Origin of the sequence: Brevundimonas nasdae, from assembly GCF_016654005.1 — a bacterium.
Lineage (GTDB): Bacteria > Pseudomonadota > Alphaproteobacteria > Caulobacterales > Caulobacteraceae > Brevundimonas > Brevundimonas nasdae.
The window spans coordinates 218,037-239,262 of sequence record NZ_JAEPWN010000004.1; the positions used below are offsets into that span (position 1 = coordinate 218,037).

At 67.0% G+C, this 21,226-nt stretch carries 23 protein-coding genes; 16 read left to right on the forward strand and 7 right to left on the reverse strand.

Features of this window, described 5'->3' with window-relative positions:
- Positions 1–73: 73 nt before the first annotated feature.
- The 6 genes from JKF87_RS08350 (at position 74) to JKF87_RS08375 (ending at position 4,098) form a co-directional block, all read left to right on the forward strand.
- Positions 74–754 carry a hypothetical protein gene (locus JKF87_RS08350; RefSeq protein ID WP_201099360.1) on the forward strand — a complete coding sequence of 227 codons (681 nt, stop codon included), beginning with the start codon at positions 74–76 and terminating at the stop codon, positions 752–754.
- On the forward strand, positions 754–1,176 hold the full coding sequence (locus JKF87_RS08355; RefSeq protein ID WP_201099362.1) for a hypothetical protein: 423 nt from the start codon (positions 754–756) through the stop codon (positions 1,174–1,176). Before JKF87_RS08350 ends, JKF87_RS08355 begins: the two co-directional genes overlap by 1 nt.
- Positions 1,177–1,354: 178 nt before the next feature.
- Positions 1,355–1,852: a single-stranded DNA-binding protein gene (gene ssb, locus JKF87_RS08360; protein WP_017504124.1), complete on the forward strand. Its 498-nt coding sequence runs from the start codon at positions 1,355–1,357 to the stop codon at positions 1,850–1,852.
- Positions 1,853–1,865: 13 nt separating this feature from the next.
- Positions 1,866–2,333, forward strand: a complete 468-nt coding sequence (locus JKF87_RS08365) for a thiol-disulfide oxidoreductase DCC family protein (protein WP_201099364.1) — start codon at positions 1,866–1,868, stop codon at positions 2,331–2,333.
- Positions 2,330–3,631, forward strand: coding sequence for an SDR family oxidoreductase (locus JKF87_RS08370; RefSeq protein WP_201099367.1), 1,302 nt, complete (start codon positions 2,330–2,332; stop codon positions 3,629–3,631). Before JKF87_RS08365 ends, JKF87_RS08370 begins: the two co-directional genes overlap by 4 nt.
- Complete coding sequence (locus JKF87_RS08375) at positions 3,628–4,098, forward strand: DUF2269 family protein (RefSeq protein ID WP_201099369.1); 471 nt, start codon at positions 3,628–3,630, stop codon at positions 4,096–4,098. The genes JKF87_RS08370 and JKF87_RS08375 overlap by 4 nt, the downstream gene beginning before the upstream one ends.
- Here JKF87_RS08375 and JKF87_RS08380 read toward each other — a convergent pair.
- On the reverse strand, positions 4,095–4,694 hold the full coding sequence (locus JKF87_RS08380; protein WP_201099371.1) for a nucleoside 2-deoxyribosyltransferase domain-containing protein: 600 nt from the start codon (positions 4,692–4,694) through the stop codon (positions 4,095–4,097). The genes JKF87_RS08375 and JKF87_RS08380 overlap by 4 nt on opposite strands.
- A gap of 129 nt (positions 4,695–4,823) precedes the next feature.
- Between JKF87_RS08380 and JKF87_RS08385 the strand changes: the two genes are divergently transcribed.
- Both JKF87_RS08385 and JKF87_RS08390 read left to right on the forward strand, forming a co-directional pair.
- A complete protein-coding gene (locus JKF87_RS08385; protein ID WP_201099507.1) occupies positions 4,824–5,750 on the forward strand; it encodes a DMT family transporter in 927 nt (308 codons plus the stop codon).
- 29 nt (positions 5,751–5,779) lie between these two features.
- Complete coding sequence (locus tag JKF87_RS08390; protein WP_201099373.1) at positions 5,780–6,313, forward strand: DUF1003 domain-containing protein; 534 nt, start codon at positions 5,780–5,782, stop codon at positions 6,311–6,313.
- 42 nt (positions 6,314–6,355) lie between these two features.
- Here the strand turns inward: JKF87_RS08390 and JKF87_RS08395 are convergent, their stop codons facing one another.
- Entirely contained in the window at positions 6,356–6,931 is a 576-nt protein-coding gene (locus JKF87_RS08395; protein WP_201099376.1) for a superoxide dismutase family protein, read from the reverse strand.
- A 122-nt stretch (positions 6,932–7,053) separates the two neighbouring features.
- Here JKF87_RS08395 and gyrA point away from each other — a divergent pair, with 122 nt between their 5' ends.
- The 5 genes from gyrA to JKF87_RS08420 all read left to right on the forward strand — a co-directional run bounded on the left by gyrA (position 7,054) and on the right by JKF87_RS08420 (position 13,165).
- Complete coding sequence (gyrA, locus tag JKF87_RS08400; RefSeq protein WP_201099378.1) at positions 7,054–9,828, forward strand: DNA gyrase subunit A; 2,775 nt, start codon at positions 7,054–7,056, stop codon at positions 9,826–9,828.
- Between the two features lie 170 nt (positions 9,829–9,998).
- Positions 9,999–10,799: an aminotransferase class IV family protein gene (locus JKF87_RS08405; protein WP_307417658.1), complete on the forward strand. Its 801-nt coding sequence runs from the start codon at positions 9,999–10,001 to the stop codon at positions 10,797–10,799.
- Positions 10,800–10,861: 62 nt separating this feature from the next.
- Positions 10,862–11,350, forward strand: a complete 489-nt coding sequence (coaD, locus tag JKF87_RS08410; RefSeq protein ID WP_201099381.1) for a pantetheine-phosphate adenylyltransferase — start codon at positions 10,862–10,864, stop codon at positions 11,348–11,350.
- Between the two features lie 8 nt (positions 11,351–11,358).
- Positions 11,359–12,234, forward strand: a complete 876-nt coding sequence (locus JKF87_RS08415; protein WP_201099383.1) for a peptidylprolyl isomerase — start codon at positions 11,359–11,361, stop codon at positions 12,232–12,234.
- Positions 12,235–12,256: 22 nt separating this feature from the next.
- A complete protein-coding gene (locus JKF87_RS08420; RefSeq protein ID WP_201099385.1) occupies positions 12,257–13,165 on the forward strand; it encodes a peptidylprolyl isomerase in 909 nt (302 codons plus the stop codon).
- Here the strand turns inward: JKF87_RS08420 and JKF87_RS08425 are convergent.
- Complete coding sequence (locus tag JKF87_RS08425) at positions 13,162–14,277, reverse strand: Ppx/GppA phosphatase family protein (RefSeq protein ID WP_201099387.1); 1,116 nt, start codon at positions 14,275–14,277, stop codon at positions 13,162–13,164. The two genes, JKF87_RS08420 and JKF87_RS08425, sit on opposite strands and share 4 nt — an antisense overlap.
- A gap of 146 nt (positions 14,278–14,423) precedes the next feature.
- Here JKF87_RS08425 and hspQ point away from each other — a divergent pair, with 146 nt between their 5' ends.
- Positions 14,424–14,732, forward strand: a complete 309-nt coding sequence (gene hspQ / locus JKF87_RS08430; RefSeq protein ID WP_201099396.1) for a heat shock protein HspQ — start codon at positions 14,424–14,426, stop codon at positions 14,730–14,732.
- A 57-nt stretch (positions 14,733–14,789) separates the two neighbouring features.
- A complete protein-coding gene (phhA, locus tag JKF87_RS08435; protein WP_201099398.1) occupies positions 14,790–15,665 on the forward strand; it encodes a phenylalanine 4-monooxygenase in 876 nt (291 codons plus the stop codon).
- A gap of 3 nt (positions 15,666–15,668) precedes the next feature.
- Here the strand turns inward: phhA and astB are convergent, their stop codons facing one another.
- The 4 genes from astB to JKF87_RS08455 are packed head-to-tail and all read right to left on the reverse strand — an operon-like array spanning position 15,669 to position 20,673.
- Complete coding sequence (gene astB / locus JKF87_RS08440; protein WP_201099400.1) at positions 15,669–17,006, reverse strand: N-succinylarginine dihydrolase; 1,338 nt, start codon at positions 17,004–17,006, stop codon at positions 15,669–15,671.
- Entirely contained in the window at positions 17,003–18,418 is a 1,416-nt protein-coding gene (gene astD, locus JKF87_RS08445; protein WP_201099401.1) for a succinylglutamate-semialdehyde dehydrogenase, read from the reverse strand. The genes astB and astD overlap by 4 nt, the downstream gene beginning before the upstream one ends.
- Positions 18,415–19,422, reverse strand: a complete 1,008-nt coding sequence (locus tag JKF87_RS08450; RefSeq protein ID WP_201099403.1) for an arginine N-succinyltransferase — start codon at positions 19,420–19,422, stop codon at positions 18,415–18,417. The genes astD and JKF87_RS08450 overlap by 4 nt, the downstream gene beginning before the upstream one ends.
- The gene (locus JKF87_RS08455) at positions 19,423–20,673 is read right to left on the reverse strand and encodes a hydrolase (RefSeq protein ID WP_201099405.1); all 1,251 of its coding nucleotides are present in this window, start codon (positions 20,671–20,673) and stop codon (positions 19,423–19,425) included.
- Positions 20,674–20,880: 207 nt separating this feature from the next.
- Here JKF87_RS08455 and arsC point away from each other — a divergent pair, with 207 nt between their 5' ends.
- On the forward strand, positions 20,881–21,222 hold the full coding sequence (gene arsC, locus JKF87_RS08460) for an arsenate reductase (glutaredoxin) (RefSeq protein WP_201099407.1): 342 nt from the start codon (positions 20,881–20,883) through the stop codon (positions 21,220–21,222).
- The last annotated feature ends 4 nt before the right edge of the window (positions 21,223–21,226 follow it).

A 21,226-nucleotide genomic window follows, 5' to 3' on the forward strand; every position in this document is an offset into this window, starting at 1 on the left:
CACGCCGCCCGTTGGCGGTTGACGCCTGGCGCCCCCTCGGGGTTATTGAACGCCCCAACCGCGAAAGCCCCCTATGGCCCTTCCGAAAGACAACCGCGTCATCATCGCCATCGGCGCGGCGCTGGTCATTATCGCCGCCGTTGTGCTGGCCCTGATCTTTACGGGCGGGGGCGACAAGACGCCCGAGGCGCCGCCTGCATCGCGTGGCGGCCTGACCGTCGATCTGGCCGAGGCTCCGTCGCTGGAGCCGACGCGCGAGCTGCGCTGCTTCGTCAATGGCCAGTTCGTGGGCCTGGCGACGCTGGCGGCCTGCGCCCAGAAGAATGGCCTGGCCACGGATGCGCTGGATGTGGGGCTGGACGCCACGGGCGCCCTGGCCGCCGCCCCGACGGCATCCTTTGCCCCGCCGCCCGAGGCGCCGCCGGTTCTGACGGTTGATCCTGATCCCACTGCAGTCCTGCCGACGCCGGATCGCCCGGTGAAGCCAGTGACGGCGCCGTCTTCCGGTGGAACCCAATGCCTGCGCCATACCGGCGACGACTGGCGCGTCCTGTCGACGGGCATGAGCCTGAACGCCTGTGTTCAGGCCCTGTACGCCGGAACCTGCGTCCGTCCGGGCGAGGCCCAATACGGCCGCTGGGGCGACACCACCCTGCGTCTGGTGCCGCGCCGGGTCGAACAGTCGAACGACAACACCCGTTTCCGCACCCTGGCCGAACAGGACCGCAACTGCCAATTCACGGGGATGAACTGATGCGCGCGCTTGCAGCCACCGCCATCGCCGGCGCGGCCCTTCTGGGGGCGTGCAGCAACCAGCCCAAGTTCAAGTTCGAGCCGGGCGTCTGCTATTATGTCGCCGAACCGACCTCGAAGACGCCCAAGCTGCAGAAGCTGGCGGACGGTCAGGCCCAGCTGGAGCTGTGCGCCGCGCGCCTGGAGGAGATGCGTCTGCGCTTCCTGCGCATGGGCGGATCGAACAATGAGGTGACCGGCGCCTATCAGGGGCGCTTCATCTTCATCGACCGCGAGGGCGTGAAGATCGCCAAGACCCTGACCGGCAGCCGCTTCTTCTCAATGGCGCGCACGGGCGACGGGCGTCTGGCGATCCCGGGCGCGATCCAGCGTGATGAGACCGGCCGCCCCGTGGCGGTCGCGGCCGAGCCCGTCGCGCCATAACGACGTTGCGAGCAGGGACTTGCGTAGCGTGAACAAAGGTGGAACATTTGGTTAATCCACCGATTTGGCGGGCTTGGTGACGAAAGCGGCTGGCGGTGATCCGCCGCGCCTCTAAGACATCCGGCTGAATTAAGGGACGCACGACCTGGTCGGCCTCCCGCACGAGAAGGAAGAAGTCATGGCTGGATCAGTCAACAAGGTCATTCTGGTCGGTAATCTGGGCCGCGACCCGGAAATCCGCTCCATGCCGAACGGCGACCGCATCGCCAACCTGTCGATTGCGACCTCGGAAACCTGGCGCGACAAGTCCTCGGGCGAGCGCAAGGAAAAGACCGAATGGCACCGCGTCGTCATCTTCAACGACAACATCGTCAAGGTCGTTGAGAACTATGTGAAGAAGGGCTCGACCGTCTATATCGAGGGCGCGCTTCAGACCCGCAAATGGACCGACCAGCAGGGCGTCGAGAAATATTCGACCGAGATCGTGGTCAGCCGCTTCAAGGGTGAACTGACCATGTTGGGCGGCCGTTCGGAAGGCGGTTCGTCGGGCGGCGGTTACGGCGGCGGCGGTGGTCGCGGCGACGACGACTATTCGTCGGGCTTCTCGACCGGCGGCGCCAACAAGCCCAGCGGTCCCAAGGAAAGCTACGACCTGAACGACGACATTCCGTTCTAAGGCGCCTCAGGCGGTGGGGCGATCGGCGTACAGTTACCGCGACGACGCCGCCGTTCCGGCGTTTCCGGACGACCGGCCTCTGGTTTTGTTCGATGGGGATTGCGCGCTGTGCTCCGGCTCGGCGCGCAAGATCCTGAAGGCGGATCGGGATGGCGTCTTCCGGCTGGCCCCGACCCAGTCTGAGCTGGGGCGAGCGCTGTTGGTCCACTATGGCGTGGACCCTGACGATCCCTACACCATGCTGCTGGTTCAGGACGGGCGCGCGCATGAGCGCACCGACGCCGTTCTGGCCATCGCCGCCCAACTGCCGATGCCGTTAAAGATGGCGGTCGTGGGACGGATCGTGCCGCGGTTCATCCGCGATTTCTTATATGACTTCATCGCCCGCCGTCGCCGCCGGTTTCCCGGTCAGGCCTGGTGCGCCATGCCTGAGACGGGCGCAACGGCGGGACGTGACTTGGCAGATCGGGTGCTGGGATGAGCGGGCGGGTTCTGGTGCTGGGCGCCAACGGCTTCATTGGCTCGCATCTGGCGGCGGCCCTGTCGGCTGACGGCTGGAGCGTGCGAGCGGGCGCGCGCCGCATCGCTGAACCGGCGCGACGGGCGCCGGGCTTCGACTGGGTGGCGGCGGACTTTTCCCGGCTGACGACGGCTGAGGCCTGGACGCCGTTGCTGGCGGGCGTCTCTGCGGTGGTGAACTGCGTCGGCGTGCTGCAGGACGGCGGCGGCGACAGCACCCGCGCCGCCCATGTGGACGGCCCCCGCGCCCTGATCGCGGCGTGCGAGGCTGTGGGCGTGTCGCGCCTGATCCATATTTCCGCCGTGGGCGCCGACGATGCGGCAGGCACCGATTACGCGCGGACCAAGGCCGAGACGGAGCGTCTGGTTCAGGCCAGCAGCCTGGACTGGCTGATCCTGCGGCCGTCGCTGGTGGTGGATCGGGCGGCGTTCGGCGGCACGGGCCTGATCCGGGCGCTGGCGGCCTTTCCGTTGATCATCCCGGTGGTGGGGGGCGATCAGAGCTTCCGACCGATCCCTCTGGGCGACCTCAGCGCCGCCGTCGTGGCGGCCCTGAAGCTCGGCGCCGTCTCACGCGAGACGCTGGACATGCCGGGGCCGGAGGCGGTGACCATGACCCAGACGGTGCGTCTGTATCGCGGCTGGATGGGGATGAAGCCTGCGCCGGTCGTGCGTGTCCCGCGCGCATTGGCGGCGCCTGCACTGGCGATCGGCGAGCTGCTGGGGCGGCTGGGCTGGTCGTCGCCGATCCGCACCACGGCGATCAAACAGATGGATCACGACGTGTCCGGCCATGACAGCGGTTGGGCCGAACGGTTGGGAGTGGCCTCGCGCGGGTTTTCGCGGTTTCTAGCCGAGACCCCGGCCTCGGTCCAGGATGTCTGGCACGCGCGGCTGTGGTTCGTTCGTCCGGTCGCTATTGTCACCCTGGGGCTGTTCTGGCTGGTGACCGGCCTGATCAGTTTCGGCCCCGGCTGGAACGGCGCCGTCGCCATACTGCATGAGGGCGGTTATGGCGGCTGGTCCGGGCCGGTCGCCTGGTGGGGCGCGCTGCTGGATGTGGTGCTGGGCCTGGCCCTGTTCGTGCGGCCCTGGACGGCGCGGGTGGCCGTCTTCATGTGTCTGGCCACGGTCGGCTATCTGATCGCCGGGACGCTGAGCCTGCCGCATTATTGGATTGACCCGCTGGGGCCGTGGCTGAAGGTCTTGCCGATGATGGCCCTGTGCCTGTTCGTCGCCGCCACGGACGCCCGCCGATGAGCCTCTATGTCCTGCTGAAGATCATCCACATCCTGTCTGGGGCGGTGCTGTTCGGCACCGGCGCGGGCATCGCCTTCTTCATGCTGCGCGCCCATGCGACCAAGGATGCGAAGACGGTGGCGGACGTCGGCAAGATCGTGGTCCTGGCCGATTTCGTCTTCACCGCCAGCGCGGTGGTGGTCCAGCCGATCAGCGGTTTGGGCCTGATCCATCTGCAGGGCTGGTCGCCGACCAGTCCATGGCTGCTGGCGGCCTATGGCCTGTATGTCCTGATCGGCGTGTGCTGGCTGCCGGTGGTTTGGATCCAGTATCGGATGATGAAGCTGGCCGAGCGGGCGGCGGGGCAGGGCGCGCCGCTGCCGCCCGCCTATCACCGTCTTTTCCGCTGGTGGTTCGGTCTGGGCTGGCCGGCCTTTGCTGGTGTGCTGGCCATCTATTGGCTGATGGTGGCCAAGCCGGAGTTCTAGGGCCGGGCGTTGAAACGGCTGCGGGCGCCCGCTGCGGCCAGCGCTTCGCGGACGGCGACGGTCAGTTCGTCCATCGTCGCCGCCTGACGCACGCCATAGGCGGCTGCGGTGATGTCGACATTGCCCTTTCGCCAGAACCCGTCAGGGGCCAGGACGATCAGCTTTCCGCCCCGCGCGTGCAGGCCCATCTCCAGCAGGCTGACGGGGCTTTGCGTGCCGGGCGCGAAATACATGACGATGACGTCGGCGGCCTCAAGCGCGTTCAGCTCCCACTCGACCTGGCGACGGAACTCGGGTTCGTCGGCGTCGGGTCGCCAGGCGGGGTTCCAGTCGGGACGGCGCGGATTCAGGATGACGACATCCATGTCGGACAGGGCCGCCGTCATGGCGGCCTGCCAGTCCGGCGCGCCGCCCATGTCGATGCTGCCGCCCAGAAAGACGCGCGGACGCCGGTTGTCGATGGGCAGGGGCTGGGGCGAGGTCACCAGCAGCAGGCCCTGCGCCACCTGGGGCTGGGCCTGAGTCTGGGCCAGGGCGGGGGTGGACAGAAGGCTCAGCGCCAGAAGGCTCGCAGCGGCGGTGAATGACGGCTTCATCAGGCGGCCTCTCGATTCAGGAATGCGGCGACATAGCATTGCGGGTCCCAAAGGGCAGGGTGGTCAGCGAAAGGAATGCTCATTGAACGTGAGGCGCGGCCGGGCGCCGTCTGTGGCATTCGGTTCGACATGACCGCCGCCCAGCCCGCACCGAAGCCGACGCCTGCAAAGCCCCATGCCCTGACCGGCCTGGAGATCGCCGCCATTGTGGCGATCATCGTGGTGTGGGGGGTGAACAATGCGGGCGCCAAACTGGCGACCGAGCATCTAAGCCCGCTGCTGGTCGGGGCAATCCGGTTCGGCATCGCCAGCGCCTGTCTGTTCGCCTTTGTGCGGCCGCCGTTCCCCGACTGGAAAAGCCTTCTGATCATCGTGCTGGTGGGCGGGCCGATCCAGTATGGGCTGGTCTATACGGCCTATTGGCTGGCGCAGGACATCAGCCCGGTGACCGTGGCCAACCAGTTGTGGATTCCCTTCACATCCCTGTTCGCCTTCCTGATTTTGGGCGAGCGGCTGAGCCGGGGCGCGCTGGTCGGCATGGGCATCGCCTTTGTCGGGGTGGCCTGGATGACGCTGGACGCCCACGCGCTGCAGGACTGGCGCGCGATTCTGGTGGGGATTTCCGCAGGCGCGGCCTGGGCGCTGGCGACGGTGGTGGCGCGGCGCACGACCTCCATCCCGCCGCTGAAGATGCAGGGACTGCTGGCGGTGGGAACCCTGCCGGTGCTGGCGTTCGGCTCCTTGGTGTTCGAGCATGATCAGATTGACGCCATCCGCGCGGCGCCGCCGATGGTCTGGGTGTCCTTGATCTGGGCCGGGGTGGTGTCGTCGGTTCTGGCCACGACACTGTTGTTCTGGCTGGTTCAGCGACGCGAGGCGGGGCGGGTGACGCCCTATCTGCTGGCGACGCCCGTGGTGTCGATCCTGATCGGATGGACGCTGATGAACGATGTGCTGACGCCGCAGATTCTGACCGGCGCGGCCATCGCCATGGGCGGGGTCGTGCTGGTGGCCCTGGCCGAACGGGGCTTGCGCGCGGGGGCGGCCAAGGCTTGATCTGTCTCCTGAGCAGATCAGGAGCTGTCATGTCACACATCCCTGTGGACCCCGACCACGTATCCCGGCGCTGGTTGGGAAAGTCGTCAAAAGACCTGCAGGCCAACGAAGCCAGCGTCGTGCGCCGCGCTGCCGAGCGACGCCCCATCACCGAAGACATCAATGAGACCTTCGATCAGGAGCAGAGCTTCGGCGATCGTCTGGCGGACCGCGTGGCCTCGTTCGGCGGGTCCTGGCCCTTCATCATCGCGTTCGGCGTCTTCCTGCTGGTCTGGACGGCGCTGAACATCGTCCTGCGCAAGGATGCGTTCGACCCCTATCCCTTCATCTTCCTGAATCTGGTGCTGTCGATGCTGGCGGCGGTGCAGGCGCCGGTCATCATGATGAGCCAGAACCGGCAGGCGTCGAAGGATCGGCTGGACGCGGGCAACGACTATCAGGTCAACCTGAAGGCCGAGATCGAGATCATGGCCCTGCTGGAGAAGGTCGAGCATCTGGCCGCGCGTCAGCAGGAACAGACCGAACTGATCCAGCGGCTGCTGCAAGACAGAAACGCCCGCTGAACCGAAGTCCAGCGGGCGCGCTCGCCTTCAAGAAAGGGTGTTTTAGCTGGCTGTCAGCGCCGCGCACGCCACGCGGTCGCCCGCGCCGCCGATGGGCTGGCTGCTGTGATCGTCAGGGTTGGCGTGGATGATGATGGCCGAACCGTCCGCGTCCCACAGCCATTGGCCGGGGCCTTCCGTCGAAATCCGTGCGCGGGTGGTGAAGACCTCGGCGTTCACCTTGCCATCCGCGCCTGCGAAGACGTTGGGCAGATCGCCGTCGTCAGGGCCTGCAGGGTTCAGAAGCCCGTGGGGCTGTTTGGGATCGCCATGATTGATGTGGGCGCCGGACGAGGTGAAGGGCGCTTCGCAGGCGGCGGTGGCGTGGATGTGGATGCCGTGCCAGCCGGGCGTCAGGCCCGAGGCCTCGATCTTGATCAGCAGGCCGGTCGATCCCTGGCGCAGTTCGACATGGCCGATGTTAGCGCCCTGGGCGTTGACCAGAACGGCCTGACCCGTCGTGCCGACAGGCGCGCGTTCGGCGTGGGTATGAGGGCTGTCGGCGGTCGAGGCGCAGGCGGCGAGCGGGGCCATCGGCACGGTCAGGGCCAGGGCGGCGGCGAGCATGGGCAGACGCATATGGAAAGTCCTTTCAGAGACGGGCTTTCACGGCGACGTCGCTTTGCCACCGAGCCCCTTGAATGCTAGAAATCGTCACAACGGATCACGTTCCGATTCCGGCCGCATAAAGCCACGCTTCATTGACCGACGACAGCTACGAAAACGCCGCGACCCCGATTAACAGCGGAGGCGGCGGCTCCGACATTTCCACGATCACGATCGAGGACGAACTGAAGCGTTCGTATCTCGACTACGCCATGAGCGTGATCGTCTCGCGGGCGCTTCCTGACGCCCGTGACGGCCTGAAACCGGTTCACCGTCGCATCCTGTATTCGATGCACGATCTGAACATGACGCCGGAGCGCAGCTATTCGAAATGCGCCCGCGTGGTCGGTGACGTGCTGGGCCGGTTCCACCCCCACGGCGACGCCTCGGTCTATATGGCCCTGGTGCGGATGGCGCAGCCCTTCTCGATGGGTCTGATGCTGGTCGACGGCCAGGGCAACTTCGGCTCGGTCGACGGCGATATGCCCGCCTCGATGCGTTACACCGAGGCCAAGATGGCCCCGGCGGCTGTGGCCCTGATGGCCGACATCGACAAGGACACCGTCGATTTCCAGCCGAACTACGACGAGAAGGAACTGGAGCCGGTCGTTCTGCCGAGCCGGATTCCGAACCTGCTGGTAAATGGCGCGGGCGGCATCGCCGTTGGCATGGCGACCAACATCCCGCCGCATAACCTGGGCGAGGTCGTGGATGCGGCCCTGGCCCTGCTGGACGATCCCAACGTTTCCGACGACGCCCTGCTGGACATCGTGCCCGGTCCCGACTTCCCAACGGGCGGCGAGATCATGGGCCGCACGGCGCCGCGCAACGCCCTGCGCGACGGTCGCGGCTCGGTCATCGTGCGCGGTCGCGCCTCGGTCGAGGAAATCCGCAAGGACCGCGAAGCCATCGTGGTCACGGAACTGCCGTTCCAGGTCAACAAACAGACCCTGATCGAGCGTATCGCCGAAATGGTGCGCGAGAAGCGTCTGGAAGGCATTTCCGATGTTCGCGACGAATCCGACCGTCAGGGGATGCGGATCGTCATCGAGCTGAAGCGCGACGCTTCGGGCGATGTGATCCTGAACCAGCTGTGGCGCTACACCGCCATGCAGTCGTCGTTCGGCGTCAACATGCTGGCGCTGAACCACGGCCGCCCCGAACAGATGGGCCTGCGCGACCTGCTGCAGATCTTCCTCGACTTCCGTGAGGAGGTGGTGGTCCGCCGCGTCAAGTTCGAGCTGAACAAGGCCCGCGACCGCGGCCATGTGCTGGTCGGTCTGGCCGTCGCCGTCGCCAATATCGACGAAGTGATCCACATCATCCGCTCGTCGGCCGACCCCAGCGAGGCGCGCGAGCGTCTGCAGGCCAAGGCCTGGCCGGTGGGCGACATGATGGCTCTGGTCGAGCTGATCGCCGACCCCCGCACAGTCATCGTCGAGGGTGACAAGATCCGCCTGACCGACGAACAGGCCCGCGCCATCCTGGCCCTGACCCTGTCGCGCCTGACCGGCCTGGGTCGCGATGACATCTTCGGCGAGGCGCATGGTCTGGCCGATACGATCCAGGGCCATCTGACCATCCTGTCGGACCGCAAGAACGTCCTGGCCATCATTCGCGACGACCTGATCGACGTGAAGGACAAGTTCGCCGTGCCGCGCCGCACCCTGATCGGTGAAGGCGACGGCGAGATGGAGGACGAAGACCTGATCCCGCGCGAGGACATGGTCATCACCGTCACCCACAGCGGCTATGTCAAACGCGTCGCCCTGAACGCCTATCGGACCCAGCATCGCGGCGGCAAGGGCCGCAGCGGCATGTCGATGAAGGATGAGGACGCGATCACCAGCGTCTTCAGCGCCTCGACCCACACGCCGGTCCTGTTCTTCGCCACCAACGGCAAGGCCTACAAGCTGAAGACCTGGCGTCTGCCGCTGGGCAATCCGCAGTCGCGCGGCAAGGCCTTTGTGAACCTGCTGCCCATCGAGCCGGGCGACAGCATCATGAACGTGCTGCCCCTGCCTGAGGATGAAGCGACCTGGGGCGACTACGACATCATGTTCGCCACTTCGACGGGCGACGTGCGCCGCAACAAGCTGTCGGACTTCGCCACGGTGAACCGTGCGGGCAAGATCGCCATGAAGCTGGAAGGCGAGGACCGCATGGTCGGCGTGGGCCTGTGCACGGCGGACGACGACGTGTTGCTGACCACGGCGCTGGGCCGCGCGATCCGCTTCAAGGCCGACGACGTGCGCGTGTTCAAGGGCCGTGATTCCACCGGCGTTCGGGGCGTGCGTTTGCAGGACGGCGACGAGGTCATCTCCATGGCCATTCTGGGCCGCGTGGACGCGACGCCGGAAGAACGCTCGGCCTACGTCAAACACGCCAACGCCATGCGCAAGGCGCTGGCTGGCGCGGACGCGGATGATGATGCGGCGCCGGTCGAGGCCGAGGATGACGTCGCTGACGCCGTCCTGTCGGTTGAGCGGATCGCGGAACTGGGCGCGGCTGAGCAGTTCATCCTGACGGTCACGGACTCCGGCTTCGGCAAGCGGTCTTCGGCCTATGAATATCGTCGCACGGGTCGCGGCGGTCAGGGTCTGACGGCGCACGGTCTGGGCGGACGCGCAGGCACGCGCCTGGCGGCCGCCTTCCCGGTCGAGGAGACCGACGACCTGCTGCTAGTCACCTCGGGCGGTCAGATGATCCGCACCCGCATCGATCAGGTCCGCATCGTCGGCCGTTCCAGCCAGGGCGTCACCATCTTCCGCACCGGCAAGGACGAGAAAGTCGTCTCGGTCGAACGCCTGCCCGAAAGCGGCGGTGATGATGAAGCCGATGCTGTGGGCGAAGAGGGCGGCGAAGCTTAAGGCCTAACCCTCTCCCGCCGGGAGAGGGCTTGAGCGCACGGCGGCGTAGTCGTCGTTCTGGCGCGAAAGGGTGAGGGGCGTTGAAGCGAGATGGCTCAACGCAAAACCCTCATCCGGCCCTGCGGGCCACCTTCTCCCGACGGGAGAAGGACAGGAAAGGGGGAGCGAGCGTGTTGCCGGAAATCCTGATCGACGGCTGCTCAGCTAGTGTCGGCGACCTCAGCCATTTTGTTCTGTCCAACTATGGCGCCTTCACCTCGATGCGGGTCGAGGACGGGGGCGTGCGGGGCCTGGACCTGCATCTGGCGCGTCTGGAGGCCGAAGCGGTGGAGTTGTTCGGCGTCGCCGTGCCGGAGGCCTTGCTGCGTCAGCGAATGCGACAGGCGTTGGACGGTCGTCCGGGCCGGTTCAGCCTGCGGATCAATCTGTTTTCAGAGGCGATCAGCCTGCGGTCGCCCGATGCGATGGTTCAGCCGCGTGTACTGACCACGCTTTCGCCGCCTGCATCGGCCCTGACCAAGCCCTTGCGGCTGAAGACGCAGGTCTATTCGCGCGAAGTCCCGCACCTGAAACACGCCGCGACCCTGGGCCTTACCCGCGCGCGGCGTCTGGCGGCGCAGGCCGGTTTCGACGACGCCCTGTTTGTTGATGCGGACGGGCGGATATCCGAAGGCAGCATCTGGAATATCGGCTTCATTCGGGGTGACGCTCTGGTCTGGCCTGAGGCGCCTATGCTGGTGGGAACGGGGCAGGGACTGCTCCAACGCGGCGCCGCAGAGGCCGGCTGGAGCAGCGCGACACGTCCGATCCACTTAAGTGAACTGGCCGATTTCGACGCCGCCTTCATCTGCAACAGCGCCACACCGTCCTGTGCGGTGGCGGCGATTGATGATCATTCCTTCAGCACATCCGACGCCCTGATCGTCCGATTGAATGACCTCTGGCGATCAAACCCGTGTCAGACGATCTAGGCCGCTCATTTCGCACCTGCTAAGTGGCGGTCAACAGCGGGCGACAGGCTGGGGAGAAACGCATGCGTATCGGTCTATATCCGGGCACCTTCGATCCGGTGACGAACGGCCATACCGACATCATCAAACGGGCGCTGAAGCTGGTGGACCGGCTGGTCATCGGCGTGGCCCAGAATGATGAGAAGGGGCCGCTTTTCTCCACCGCCGAGCGCGTCGAGATGCTGCGGGCCGAGGTTGCGCCGCTTGGCGGCGACATCGTGGTCCAGCCCTTTTCGACCCTGCTGATGCATTTCGCAGAGGAACTGGACGCCAGCGTCATCATTCGGGGTTTGCGCGCGGTCGCCGATTTCGAATACGAGTTCCAGATGACGGCCATGAACCAGCGCCTCAATCAGGACATCGAGACGGTGTTCCTGATGGCTGATCCGCGGCATCAGGCCATTGCTTCACGGCTGGTCAAGGAAATCGCCCGTCTGGACGGCGCGATCGACAGTTTCGTCAGCCCTGCCATCGCCGAACGCGTGCGGGCCAAGGTCAAGAACAAGGGATGAGCTCTGGAATGCGTCTTGGTGTAATCGCGGCGGCCGCCGCCGCTCTTCTCGCGTCCGGCGTGGCGTCGGCTCCGGTCCTGGCTCAGACGGGGGTGCAGACGGGGGCCTCGGCTGCCGACTGGCGCACGGTCGATCCCGATAATCTGCTGGTCATAGACACCAACAAGGGCCGGGTTCTGGTGGAGCTGTCGCCGCTGGCGGCGCCGAACCATGTGGAGCGCATCCGCACCCTGGCCAATCAGGGCTTTTATGACGGACTGAAGTTCCACCGGGTGATCCCGAACTTCATGGCCCAGACCGGCGACCCCAAGGGCACCGGCGAGGGCGGCAGCGAATTGCCGGACCTGAAGGGCGAGTTCAGCTTCCGCCGGGGTCGCGACGCGGGATTCACCCAGGTCGAGAACGCGGGCCAGGGCATCGTCGGTCTGGTGGGAACCCTGCCGGTCCAGACCCAGCCGAACGCCCAGATGATGATCACATCGGACTTCAAGGTCGACGCCAACGGCCTGTTCTGCCCCGGCGTGTTCGGCATGGCCCGCGCCAGTTCGCCCGACAGCGCCAACAGCCAGTTTTATCTGATGACCGGCGCCAACACGAACCTGAACGGCATCTACACCGCCTTCGGCCGCATCGTGTCCGGCCTGGATGTGGTCCGCAGTCTGAAGGCGGGCTCGGAGGCCCAGGACGGAAAGGTGACCGACCCGGACACCATGACCCATGTGCGCATGGCCTCGGCCATCCCGGCAGCCCAGCGTCCGACCGTGCGGGTGCAGAACACTGCCAGCGTCGCCTTCGCCCAGCACATCGAAGAGACGCGCACGGCCAAGGGCTCCAGCTTCAACATCTGCGACGTTCAGCCCGTGGCTGAAGTCAGCGGGGGCTGATCAACACGATGAAGGCGGGGGCATGGGCATGAAACGGATTCTGTTGGCGGGGGCCGTGCTGGCCCTGCTGAGCGGCGCGGCCCAGGCGCGGCCGGTTGAGGCGCAGCAGGCCGAACCGGTGTTCCCGCCGCCGCCGCCCGTGCCGACGGAATGGCGCACGATCCCGCCGCAGAACCTGTTGGTCATCGAAACGACCAAGGGCCAGATCCTGGTCGAACTGGCCCCCCAGATCGCGCCGGGTCATGTGGAGCGTATCCGCCTGCTGGCGTCGCGCGGCTTCTACGACAATCTGACCTGGCACCGGGTCATCGACTGGTTCATGGCTCAGACGGGCGATCCGCTGGGCACCGGCGACGGCCAGAGCTACTACCCGGACCTGAAGGCCGAGTTCACCTTCCGGCGCGGGCCGGACATGCCGTTCGCGCCGGTTGCGACCCCGATGGGATCGGTTCTGGGCTTTGTCGATTCCGTGCCGGTTGAGACCCAGCCGGATGCGGCCATGGCGGGAACGCCGGATCGCAAGGTGCATGGCTGGGGCCTCTATTGCCCCGGCGTCGCGGGCATGGCGCGTGACGAGGCCAATGACAGCGCCAACAGCCAGTTCTTCCTGATGCGTCAGGCCTATCCTTCGCTGGACAAGCGTTACACCGTCTGGGGGCGCGTAGTGTCGGGTCTGGATGTGGTGCGGGCGCTGAAATCCAGCCCCAATCCTGACGGCATGGTCGAAGGACCGGACCGGATGACGCAGGTGCGGGTTGCGTCGGACCTGCCCGTGACGGCGCGTCCATCGGCGGCGGTGCTGAACACGACCTCGGCGACCTTCGCCGCCATCGTGGAGCACGCGCGTCAGGCCAAGGGCGCGGACTTCTCCATCTGCGATATTGAACTGCCCGTGCGCGTGACCTCGCCGACGACGGCGCCCGCCGCTTAGGCGGTCGCCGCTGCGCCCTTGCCGCCGCGACCCCGTCTGCGCCGACGACGGCGTGAGGGGCGGGCGGGTTTGCTGGCTTCGCGCATCTGCTGCAGCAGCAGGCCTTCGCGCAGGCCCCGGTCGGCGACGCGCACGCGTTCTGACGGCCAGGCGCGTTGAATGGCCTCAAGGATCGCCGCGCCCGCCAGCACCAGATCGGCGCGATCGGGACCGATGCAGGCCTCCCTGGCGCGGCCTTCTGGGCCCAGGGCCTTCAGCCGGTCAGCCGCCGCCTCGCAATCGGCGCGCGTCATCCACAGGCCGTCGACCCGGTCACGGTTGTAGCGCGGCAGTTTCAGGTGAATGCCCGCCAGGCTGGTGATCGCGCCCGACGTGCCGACCAGATGGCCCCGGTTGCGGGCGAACAGGTCGCGTATTTCCGGCTGGTCGATCCCGCCCGCCGCAATAGCCAGGCCCATGTCGGCGACCATGGCCTCGTACCAGTCTTCACCGGCGTTTGCGGGCTCGGGGTGACGCTCGGCCAGGGTGACCACGCCCAGAGGCGCCGACATCCATGCGGTGGTCGTGAAGCCTTCGCCCTCGCGCAGCAGCCAGGCCAGTTCGGTCGATCCACCGCCCACGTCGATGACCAGCGCCGCCTGCGCCTTGGGGTCGATCAGGTTCAGACAGCCCTCGACCGCCAGCCGTGCCTCTTCCGCCGGGTCGATGATGCGAAGTTTCAGGCCGGTGCCCAGGCGCACGCGTTCGATGAACTCGGCCCCGTTGGCGGCGGCGCGGCAGGCCTGGGTGGCGACGGCGCTGAGACGGGAGGGATCGACGCCCTTTCGCGCCACCCGCTCGGCGCACAGGGCCAGGGCGTCATAGGCCCGGTCCATCGCGCGGTCGTCCAGCCGCCCCGTCAGGGACAGGCCTTCGCCCAGCCGCACGATGCGGCTGAAGCTGTCGACGACGCGGAAGCCCTCACGCAACGGGCGCGCGATCAGCAGTCTGCAATTGTTGGTCCCCAGATCGAGCGCGCCAAAGAGCGGCGCATCCCGACCCGACGCATCCCGATTGCGGGATGGCTGGGACCGCTCGTCGCGCCGTCGTGGCGCGCCGTGGGTCTCCGGCATGGGCCGTATCCAATGTGGGCGGTCCAAAGCGGCGCCCGTCGGGTCGAACCTAACCCGAGGCAATCGTCCGCGCCAAGCCAATCTGTCAGGAAGATGAACGGGCCTGTGGGCGTCCGCTTCAGCCCACGGAGCGTATGAAGGTCATCATGACCCAGATTCACACCACGCGCTTCAGCCTCGGCCAGGTCGTTCGGCACCGCGACGACGCCTTTCGCGGCGTCGTGATCGACGTTGATGCGGGCTATGCGGGGGCGGTCGGCGAAACGGGCGACGTCTCGCCGGAACAGCCCTTCTACCGCGTCTTCGCCATAGGCGACGCAGGCGGTTTCGTCGCCTATGCCGCCGAGGCCGTGCTGGAGGACGACGCCGATCAACTGACCGTCGCCGCCGAACAGCGGTGGTTCACCATTGACGCCGAGGGTCACCACGCGCCGCTGGACATGCGGCTGCACTGACCCTTGGAACCGGGTGGGGTGGATGGCTATATGCCCTCAAAAGAGGAACCGCTCTCCATGTCTGATTTCGAGCACGTCTTCGAAAAACCCCCGGAAGGTGCCGCCGCCGACTGGACCATTCCGCAGAACTGGGCCGCCTATACCGAGGTCGAGCACCAGACCTGGGATACCCTGTACGCCCGCCAGATGAAAATCCTGCCGGGCCGCGCCAGCCAGGCCTTTCTGCGGGGGCTGGAGGCGCTGGACCTGAACGCGGGCGGGATACCCGACTTCGACGTCATCAATCCCAAGCTCCAGGCCCTGACCGGCTGGACCGTTGTCTGCGTGCCCGGACTGGTGCCGGACGAGGTGTTCTTTGATCATCTGGCCAACCGCCGCTTCGTGTCGGGTCAGTTCATCAGGAAGCCGGATCAGCTGGATTACCTGCAGGAGCCGGACATTTTCCACGATGTCTTTGGCCATGTGCCGATGCTGACCGACCCCGACTTCGCCGCCTACATGGAAGCCTATGGCAAGGGCGGGCAGCGGGCGGCGTCGCTGGGCATGCTGCCGAATCTGGCGCGCCTGTACTGGTACACGGTCGAGTTCGGCCTGATGAAGGAGGCGGACGGCCTTCGCATCTATGGCGCGGGCATCGTGTCGTCGGCGACGGAAAGCGTGTTTGCGCTGGATGACGCATCGCCGAACCGCCTGGGCTTTGATCTGGAGCGGGTGATGCGGACCCTGTACCGGATCGACGACTTCCAGCAGGTCTATTTCGTCATCGACAGCATTGAGGCGCTGAAGGAAGTGACGCTGAAGGACTTTGGTCCCGTCTATGCCGCGTTGAAGGGGCAGGACGATCTGGCCATCGAAACCATCCTGCCGACCGACAGCGTCATCACCCACGGCACCCAGGCCTATGCCGAAAACGGCGGGCGGTTCGCCGCCTGACCGTCAGGGGCGCTGGAACGGATAGAAGCCAGCGCCCAGGTCCAGAACGCCGGTCAGTTCGTCCAGCGCGCCTCGGCTTTCATCCAGCAGCTTGGGATCGGCCAGATCGGCGGGGCGCAGTTCGTCGCGATACCAGTGGTTCGCCCAATCCGACAGGCGCGCGTGCAGGGCGTCGGTCAGGCGCATGGCGGGGTTGGTCGCCGCCAGTTCCGCCTCGTTCAGCACGACGCGCAGACGCAGGCAGGCAGGGCCGCCGCCGTTCCGCATCGACTGGCGCACATCGACATACTGGACGCGGCCGATGGGGCCGTTGGACCCGGCGATCCGTTCGGCGACGGCATGGCTTCGCGCGTTGTCGCGGGTTTCAGTCGGGCAGATCAGGGTCAGGCGGTCCTCGCCCGGAACCTGGATCAGCATGGAGTTGAACAGATAGCTGCTGATCGCATCGGCCAGCGGCAGATCGGCGTTCGAGACCTCGACGAATTGGGGTTCGAACAGGCCGTCGGCGGCGCGGCGGATGGCGGCCTTGGTCGCGTTCGTGTCCTCAAACGCCAGCTCGTGGAAGAACAGGGTGTCCAGCGCCCCGACGCAGACCACGTCGTTGTGGAAGGTTCCGCCTGCGATGGCCGTGCGCGACTGCTGAGCCAGAACGGGGCGTCCGGCCTCATGGCGGCGGACGATGGCTTCGGAGGCTTCACGCGTCTGGCGCGCGGGGAAGGGACCGTCCCAGGCCTCGAAGGCGTCGCGACCCCAGACCAGCAGATTGACGCCGCGACCGCCGTGCGTGGCGCACAGGCGGACGTGGTTGGCGGCGCCCTCGTCGGCCAGATGGGCGACGGCGGGCAGGGCGTCGTGGACGGCGAACCGGGTCGCGTCCGGGAACAGGGCGTCCAGCGCCTGCTTCGTCTGCTGATGCTCCAGACTGCGGTGCAGATTGGTGTGCAGGTTGGCGGGTGTGAAATGCACCCGTCCGTCAGCGGCGTCGCTGGACGGCGTCACGGTCGCGGCGTTGGCGGCCCACATGGGCGAGGCGGAACAGGCGGCGGCGGCGAAGGACGGCGCGGTCCTCCAAGCCCGCTCCAGCACCTGTCCATCCGTGCCGGAGAAGCCCAGCGAACGCAGGAAGGGGATGTTGGGCCGTTCATGCGGGGGCAGGACGAACTGGGGCAGGCCCAGGTCGGCCAGCAGCTTCATCTTGTCGAGGCCCTGCAACACCGCCGCGCGCGGGTTCGACGCCTCGCCCTTGTTCAGGCTGGAGGCCAGATTGCCCGGCGACAGGCCCGCGTAGGAGTGGGTCGGCCCGATCAGACCGTCGGCATTGGCTTCGACAGCGGTGTTCATCGCAGCCCCTTGATCTCGCCTTCGATGTTGGCGACCGCATCGGCTTCGAAACTGGCGACCGGATAGGCGCAGTAGTCGGCGGCGTAGTAGGCGCTGGGGCGGTGGTTGCCGCTGGCGCCCAGACCGCCGAAGGGCATGTCGCCTGCAGCGCCCGTGGTCGGACGGTTGAAGTTGACTACGCCCGCACGGATGCGGCGGATGAAGTGGTCCCAGGTCTTCGGATCATCGCTGACCAGACCGGCGGACAGGCCGTAACGGGTGGCGTTGGCGGCGGTGATGGCGGCCTCGAACGTCGGGACGCGGATGACCGACAGGAAGGGGGCGAAGATTTCTTCGTCCGGCACGTCGACGCCGGTCACGTCGATGATGGCGGGTTTGACGAAGGCGCCGGGCAGATTCGCGACGGGGCCGGAGGCGCGGATGACCTTGGCGCCCATGTCGATGCGCTCTTGAAGCGCCTTCAGGGCCGCCTCCGCCGCGCGGGCGGAGATCAGCGGCCCGGCGTAGGGTTCGGGATCGCTGTCCCACGGGGCGAAGTTCAGGCGGTCGGACAGGGCGGCGACGGCCTCGATGATCGCATCGCCCTGTGCGCCTTCCGGCACGATCAGTCGGCGCGCGCAGGAGCAGCGCTGGCCGGTGGTGATGAAGGCGGACTGAACGGCGATGCCCGCCACGGCCTCGGCGTCCGCCGCATCCCAGACGACCAGCGGATTGTTGCCGCCCAGCTCCAGCGCCAGGATGACGTGGGGATCGTCGGCGAACTTCCTGCGGAAATGCGCGCCCGCCGCGCCCGAGCCGGTGAACATCAGGGCGTCGATGCCGGCGTCCAGCAGGGCCGCGCCCGTCTCACGCCCGCCCTGAACCACATTGACCACGCCGGTCGGCAGGTCGGCGGCGGCGAAGGCCTCGGCCATCACCTGACCGACCAGGGGCGTCTCTTCCGAGGGTTTGAAAACCACCGTGTCGCCCGCCAGCAGAGCCGGGACGATATGGCCGTTGGGCAGATGGCCGGGGAAGTTGAACGGGCCAAGCACCGCCGCCACGCCATGCGGGCGGTGGCGCAGGGTGGCGCGGCCAAAGCCCGTGTCGCTGGTGCGCTCGCCGGTGCGTTCGTCATAGGCGCGGATCGAGATGTCCACCTTGCCGATCATGGCGGCGGCTTCGGTTTTCGTCTCCCACAGGGGCTTGCCGGTCTCGCGGCTTATGGCTTCGGCGATCTGGGGGGCGCGTTCTTTGAGCACGGTCTGATAACGTTTGACGGCGTCGATCCGATCGCCGCGCGGACGGTCGGCCCAGTCGGGGAAGGCGGCGCGGGCGGCGTCGACGGCGGACTGGACCTGAGCCGGGCTGGCGGCCTGACCCTCCCAGTTCACGGCTTCGGTCGTCGGGTCGATGGATTTGAAAGCGGTCATGATTTCACACGGATCGTTGCGCCGTTCCTGATCTTCAGCGCGGCGGCGGTTTCGGCGGTCAGGCGGGCGATCTCGCCGTCGATGTCGCATTTGGCGCGCACGGCGCGGAAGGCGGCGATGCTGTCGGTCGAGATCAGCGCGGGCAGTTCGGCCTCGACATGGTCGGCGATCTCCAGCCGCAGCTGGCGCGCATCGCGCACGGTGCGGATGTTGTCGCGGCCGCAAGAGACCGTGGGACCGGCGTCGAAAATGTCCACCAGACCGTTGGGCCGGAAGCCTTCGCTTTCCAGCAGGGCCATCGCGGGCACGCCCTGCGGATGGACCTTGCCGATCACAGCGCGGGCCGGTTCAGGCAGAAGTTCGGTGTAGATCGGATGGCGCGGGGCCAGGTCGAGGATGAACTGCTTGTCTGTGGAGCCGGTCATCCGGTCGGCGTCGTCGAACTCCATCGGGAAGAATTTGTGCGCCACATGATCCCAGAAGGGGCAGGCGCCGTCGGGGGTGAAGACGCCGCGCAGTTCGGCCAGCACATTCTCGGCGAACAGTTCGGGTTGGGCGCCGATCAGCATGTAGCGCGACTGGCTGAGCAGACGCCCCGCGCCCCCCTTGCGTCGGTCGGCCTTCAGGAACAGCGATCCTACCTCGGTCCAGCCGGTGCATTCATTGACCAGCACCAGGGTCTGGTGATCCAGCTTGACCCCGATGGACGGCGAAGACGCCGTATTGTTCACCACGCGGAACGAGAAGAAGGGGCGTTTCAGACCCACCGTCGCCTTGACCGAGCCGACGCCGTCGATGTCGCCGGTGTCGCCGTCCTCCAGCATCAATGTGTACCAGGCCTCTTGAGGCGCGACCTGGCCGCGGAAGCTGGCCTGGCTGAGCTCCAGCCGTTCGGACAGGGCGTCAGGGTCTTCGGTCAGGCTGGTGAAGCCGGGGCCAGACAGGATGGCCAGCTCCAGCAGGTGGTCGAGATCAGCGGGACCGGCGGGGCGGACGACAAGCATTCAGAGGGTTTCCATCCGCAGGGATTTCAATTTGGCCGCGTCGATCTCGCCCGAGGCGATCTTGCACAGAATCAGGGCGCTGAGCTGGGCGCGTTCGACGAAGCTGTCAGGCCAGGCGAACTCCTGGTCCGAGTGAATCTCTCCGCCCCGGACGCCCAGGGTGTCGATATTGGGCAGGCCTGCAGCGTGCAGGTTGTTGCCCTCGCAGACGCCGCCCGACGGTTTCCAGGCGATGGGCTGGCCCAGCAGGGCGCCCGCTTCCTTGACGGCTTCGAACAGGGCGGTCTGGGCGGCGTCCATCGGCTTGGGCGCGCGGGTGAAGCCGCCGTGCAGGTCCAGCGTCAGCCCCTCGAACGGCGGCGCGGCGGCGAGGGCGCGGACCTGGGCGTCGATCCAGTCAGCGGCGGCCTTGTCCGGCACACGCACGTTGAAGCGGACCACGGCGTTGTCGGCGACGACGTTCAGGGCGCCGCCGCCCGCGATCTTGGCCACATTGACGGTGACGCCTTCATGCTGGCCGTTCAGGCCATGCAGGGCTGCGGCGATGATGGCGGCGCCCGCCACCGCATTGCGGCCCTCGTCGAAGGCGCGGCCCGCATGGGCGGCGCGGCCGGTGACGATCAGATGATAGTTGCCGCTGCCCTTGCGAGCGCCCGCCAGGGTGCCGTCCGCCAATGCGGGCTCATAGGTCAGGCCGACATGGCCGCGCGCGCCCAGTTCCGCCAGCAGGGGCGCCGAGGCGGGCGAGCCGATCTCTTCATCGGGGCTGAGCAGCACGGTCCAGCCGACGCCGTGACGTTCGGGATGGGTTTCGAAGGCCTCAAGCGCGGCCAGAAGCACGCTGATCCCGCCCTTCATGTCGGCGACGCCGGGACCGTTCAGAGCGCCGTCCGCACGGGTGGTCACGGTCTGGAACCGGCTGTCGGCGGGAAAGACGGTGTCGTAGTGGCCGGTCAGCACGACCTGGATCGGCGCCTGGGGGCGAGCGGTGATCTTCAGGGCGTCGGCGGGGGCTTCCTCGCGTACCGAACCGTCGTCGGCGACGGTGGTCGAGCCCTGGGTCGGTATGCGCTGGACCGTTGCCGGCAGAAGGCGGGCCTCGGCCTCCAGCACATCCAGCATGGCGTTCAGCCCGGCGGCGTTGCGGCTGCCGGAGTTGATGTTCGCCCAGTCGATGGTGCGGGCGATGATGGCCTCGCGCCGCGCGGCGACGTGATCGAGGACGGCCTGGTCAGAAATCAGAATCCGCATCGGTCGGACCCTAGACGCGGGGCGGGCAAAGGTGAAGGCCACGGGTGATGGACAGTGGAAGAATGCACGTCAGTTTGACGTGGGAATGGATCATATCATGCTGAAATCGGCGGCTCTGGGCCAATATTTTTAAGGCGTGGCGTAGTGGTGCAAGTCGGCTGCGCGGTGGTGTATGTCGCCGTGACACGCCTGAAACAGGAGCCTTGAGTGAGCGTCACCGTCTTCCACAATCCCAAATGCAGCACCTCGCGCAACGCCATCGCCCTGCTGCGTGAGAAGGGCGTCGAGCCGACGGTCGTCGAATATCTGAAGACCGGCTGGGATCGCGCCACGCTGGAGCGGCTGGCGGCCAGAACCGGCGTCGGGATGGCGGGCCTGCTTCGGAAAAAGGAGGCGGACGCCAAGGCCCTGTTGGACGCAGGCGCGGACGATGAGGCGATCATCGCCGCCGCCATCGCCCAGCCCATCCTGATCGAACGCCCTATCGCCGAGACGGCCAAGGGCGCCGTGATCGGCAGGCCCGTCGAGCGGGTGCTCGACGTCCTTTAATCCC

Bases quoted from the DNA above. Each gene is read 5' to 3' on its own strand.
- JKF87_RS08380 (WP_201099371.1), bottom strand. From the start codon at position 4,694: ATGAAGCCGTCATTCACCGCCGCTGCGAGCCTTCTGGCGCTGAGCCTT.
- astB (WP_201099400.1), bottom strand. From the start codon at position 17,006: ATGAACACCGCTGTCGAAGCCAATGCCGACGGTCTGATCGGGCCGACC.
- JKF87_RS08450 (WP_201099403.1), bottom strand. From the start codon at position 19,422: ATGCTTGTCGTCCGCCCCGCCGGTCCCGCTGATCTCGACCACCTGCTG.
- JKF87_RS08455 (WP_201099405.1), bottom strand. From the start codon at position 20,673: ATGCGGATTCTGATTTCTGACCAGGCCGTCCTCGATCACGTCGCCGCG.
- JKF87_RS08415 (WP_201099383.1), top strand. From the start codon at position 11,359: ATGCGTCTTGGTGTAATCGCGGCGGCCGCCGCCGCTCTTCTCGCGTCC.
- JKF87_RS08395 (WP_201099376.1), bottom strand. From the start codon at position 6,931: ATGCGTCTGCCCATGCTCGCCGCCGCCCTGGCCCTGACCGTGCCGATG.
- JKF87_RS08420 (WP_201099385.1), top strand. From the start codon at position 12,257: ATGGGCATGAAACGGATTCTGTTGGCGGGGGCCGTGCTGGCCCTGCTG.
- hspQ (WP_201099396.1), top strand. From the start codon at position 14,424: ATGACCCAGATTCACACCACGCGCTTCAGCCTCGGCCAGGTCGTTCGG.
- astD (WP_201099401.1), bottom strand. From the start codon at position 18,418: ATGACCGCTTTCAAATCCATCGACCCGACGACCGAAGCCGTGAACTGG.
- JKF87_RS08425 (WP_201099387.1), bottom strand. From the start codon at position 14,277: ATGCCGGAGACCCACGGCGCGCCACGACGGCGCGACGAGCGGTCCCAG.
- JKF87_RS08370 (WP_201099367.1), top strand. From the start codon at position 2,330: ATGAGCGGGCGGGTTCTGGTGCTGGGCGCCAACGGCTTCATTGGCTCG.
- JKF87_RS08375 (WP_201099369.1), top strand. From the start codon at position 3,628: ATGAGCCTCTATGTCCTGCTGAAGATCATCCACATCCTGTCTGGGGCG.
- JKF87_RS08350 (WP_201099360.1), top strand. From the start codon at position 74: ATGGCCCTTCCGAAAGACAACCGCGTCATCATCGCCATCGGCGCGGCG.
- ssb (WP_017504124.1), top strand. From the start codon at position 1,355: ATGGCTGGATCAGTCAACAAGGTCATTCTGGTCGGTAATCTGGGCCGC.
- coaD (WP_201099381.1), top strand. From the start codon at position 10,862: ATGCGTATCGGTCTATATCCGGGCACCTTCGATCCGGTGACGAACGGC.
- phhA (WP_201099398.1), top strand. From the start codon at position 14,790: ATGTCTGATTTCGAGCACGTCTTCGAAAAACCCCCGGAAGGTGCCGCC.
- JKF87_RS08390 (WP_201099373.1), top strand. From the start codon at position 5,780: ATGTCACACATCCCTGTGGACCCCGACCACGTATCCCGGCGCTGGTTG.
- JKF87_RS08355 (WP_201099362.1), top strand. From the start codon at position 754: ATGCGCGCGCTTGCAGCCACCGCCATCGCCGGCGCGGCCCTTCTGGGG.
- JKF87_RS08385 (WP_201099507.1), top strand. From the start codon at position 4,824: ATGACCGCCGCCCAGCCCGCACCGAAGCCGACGCCTGCAAAGCCCCAT.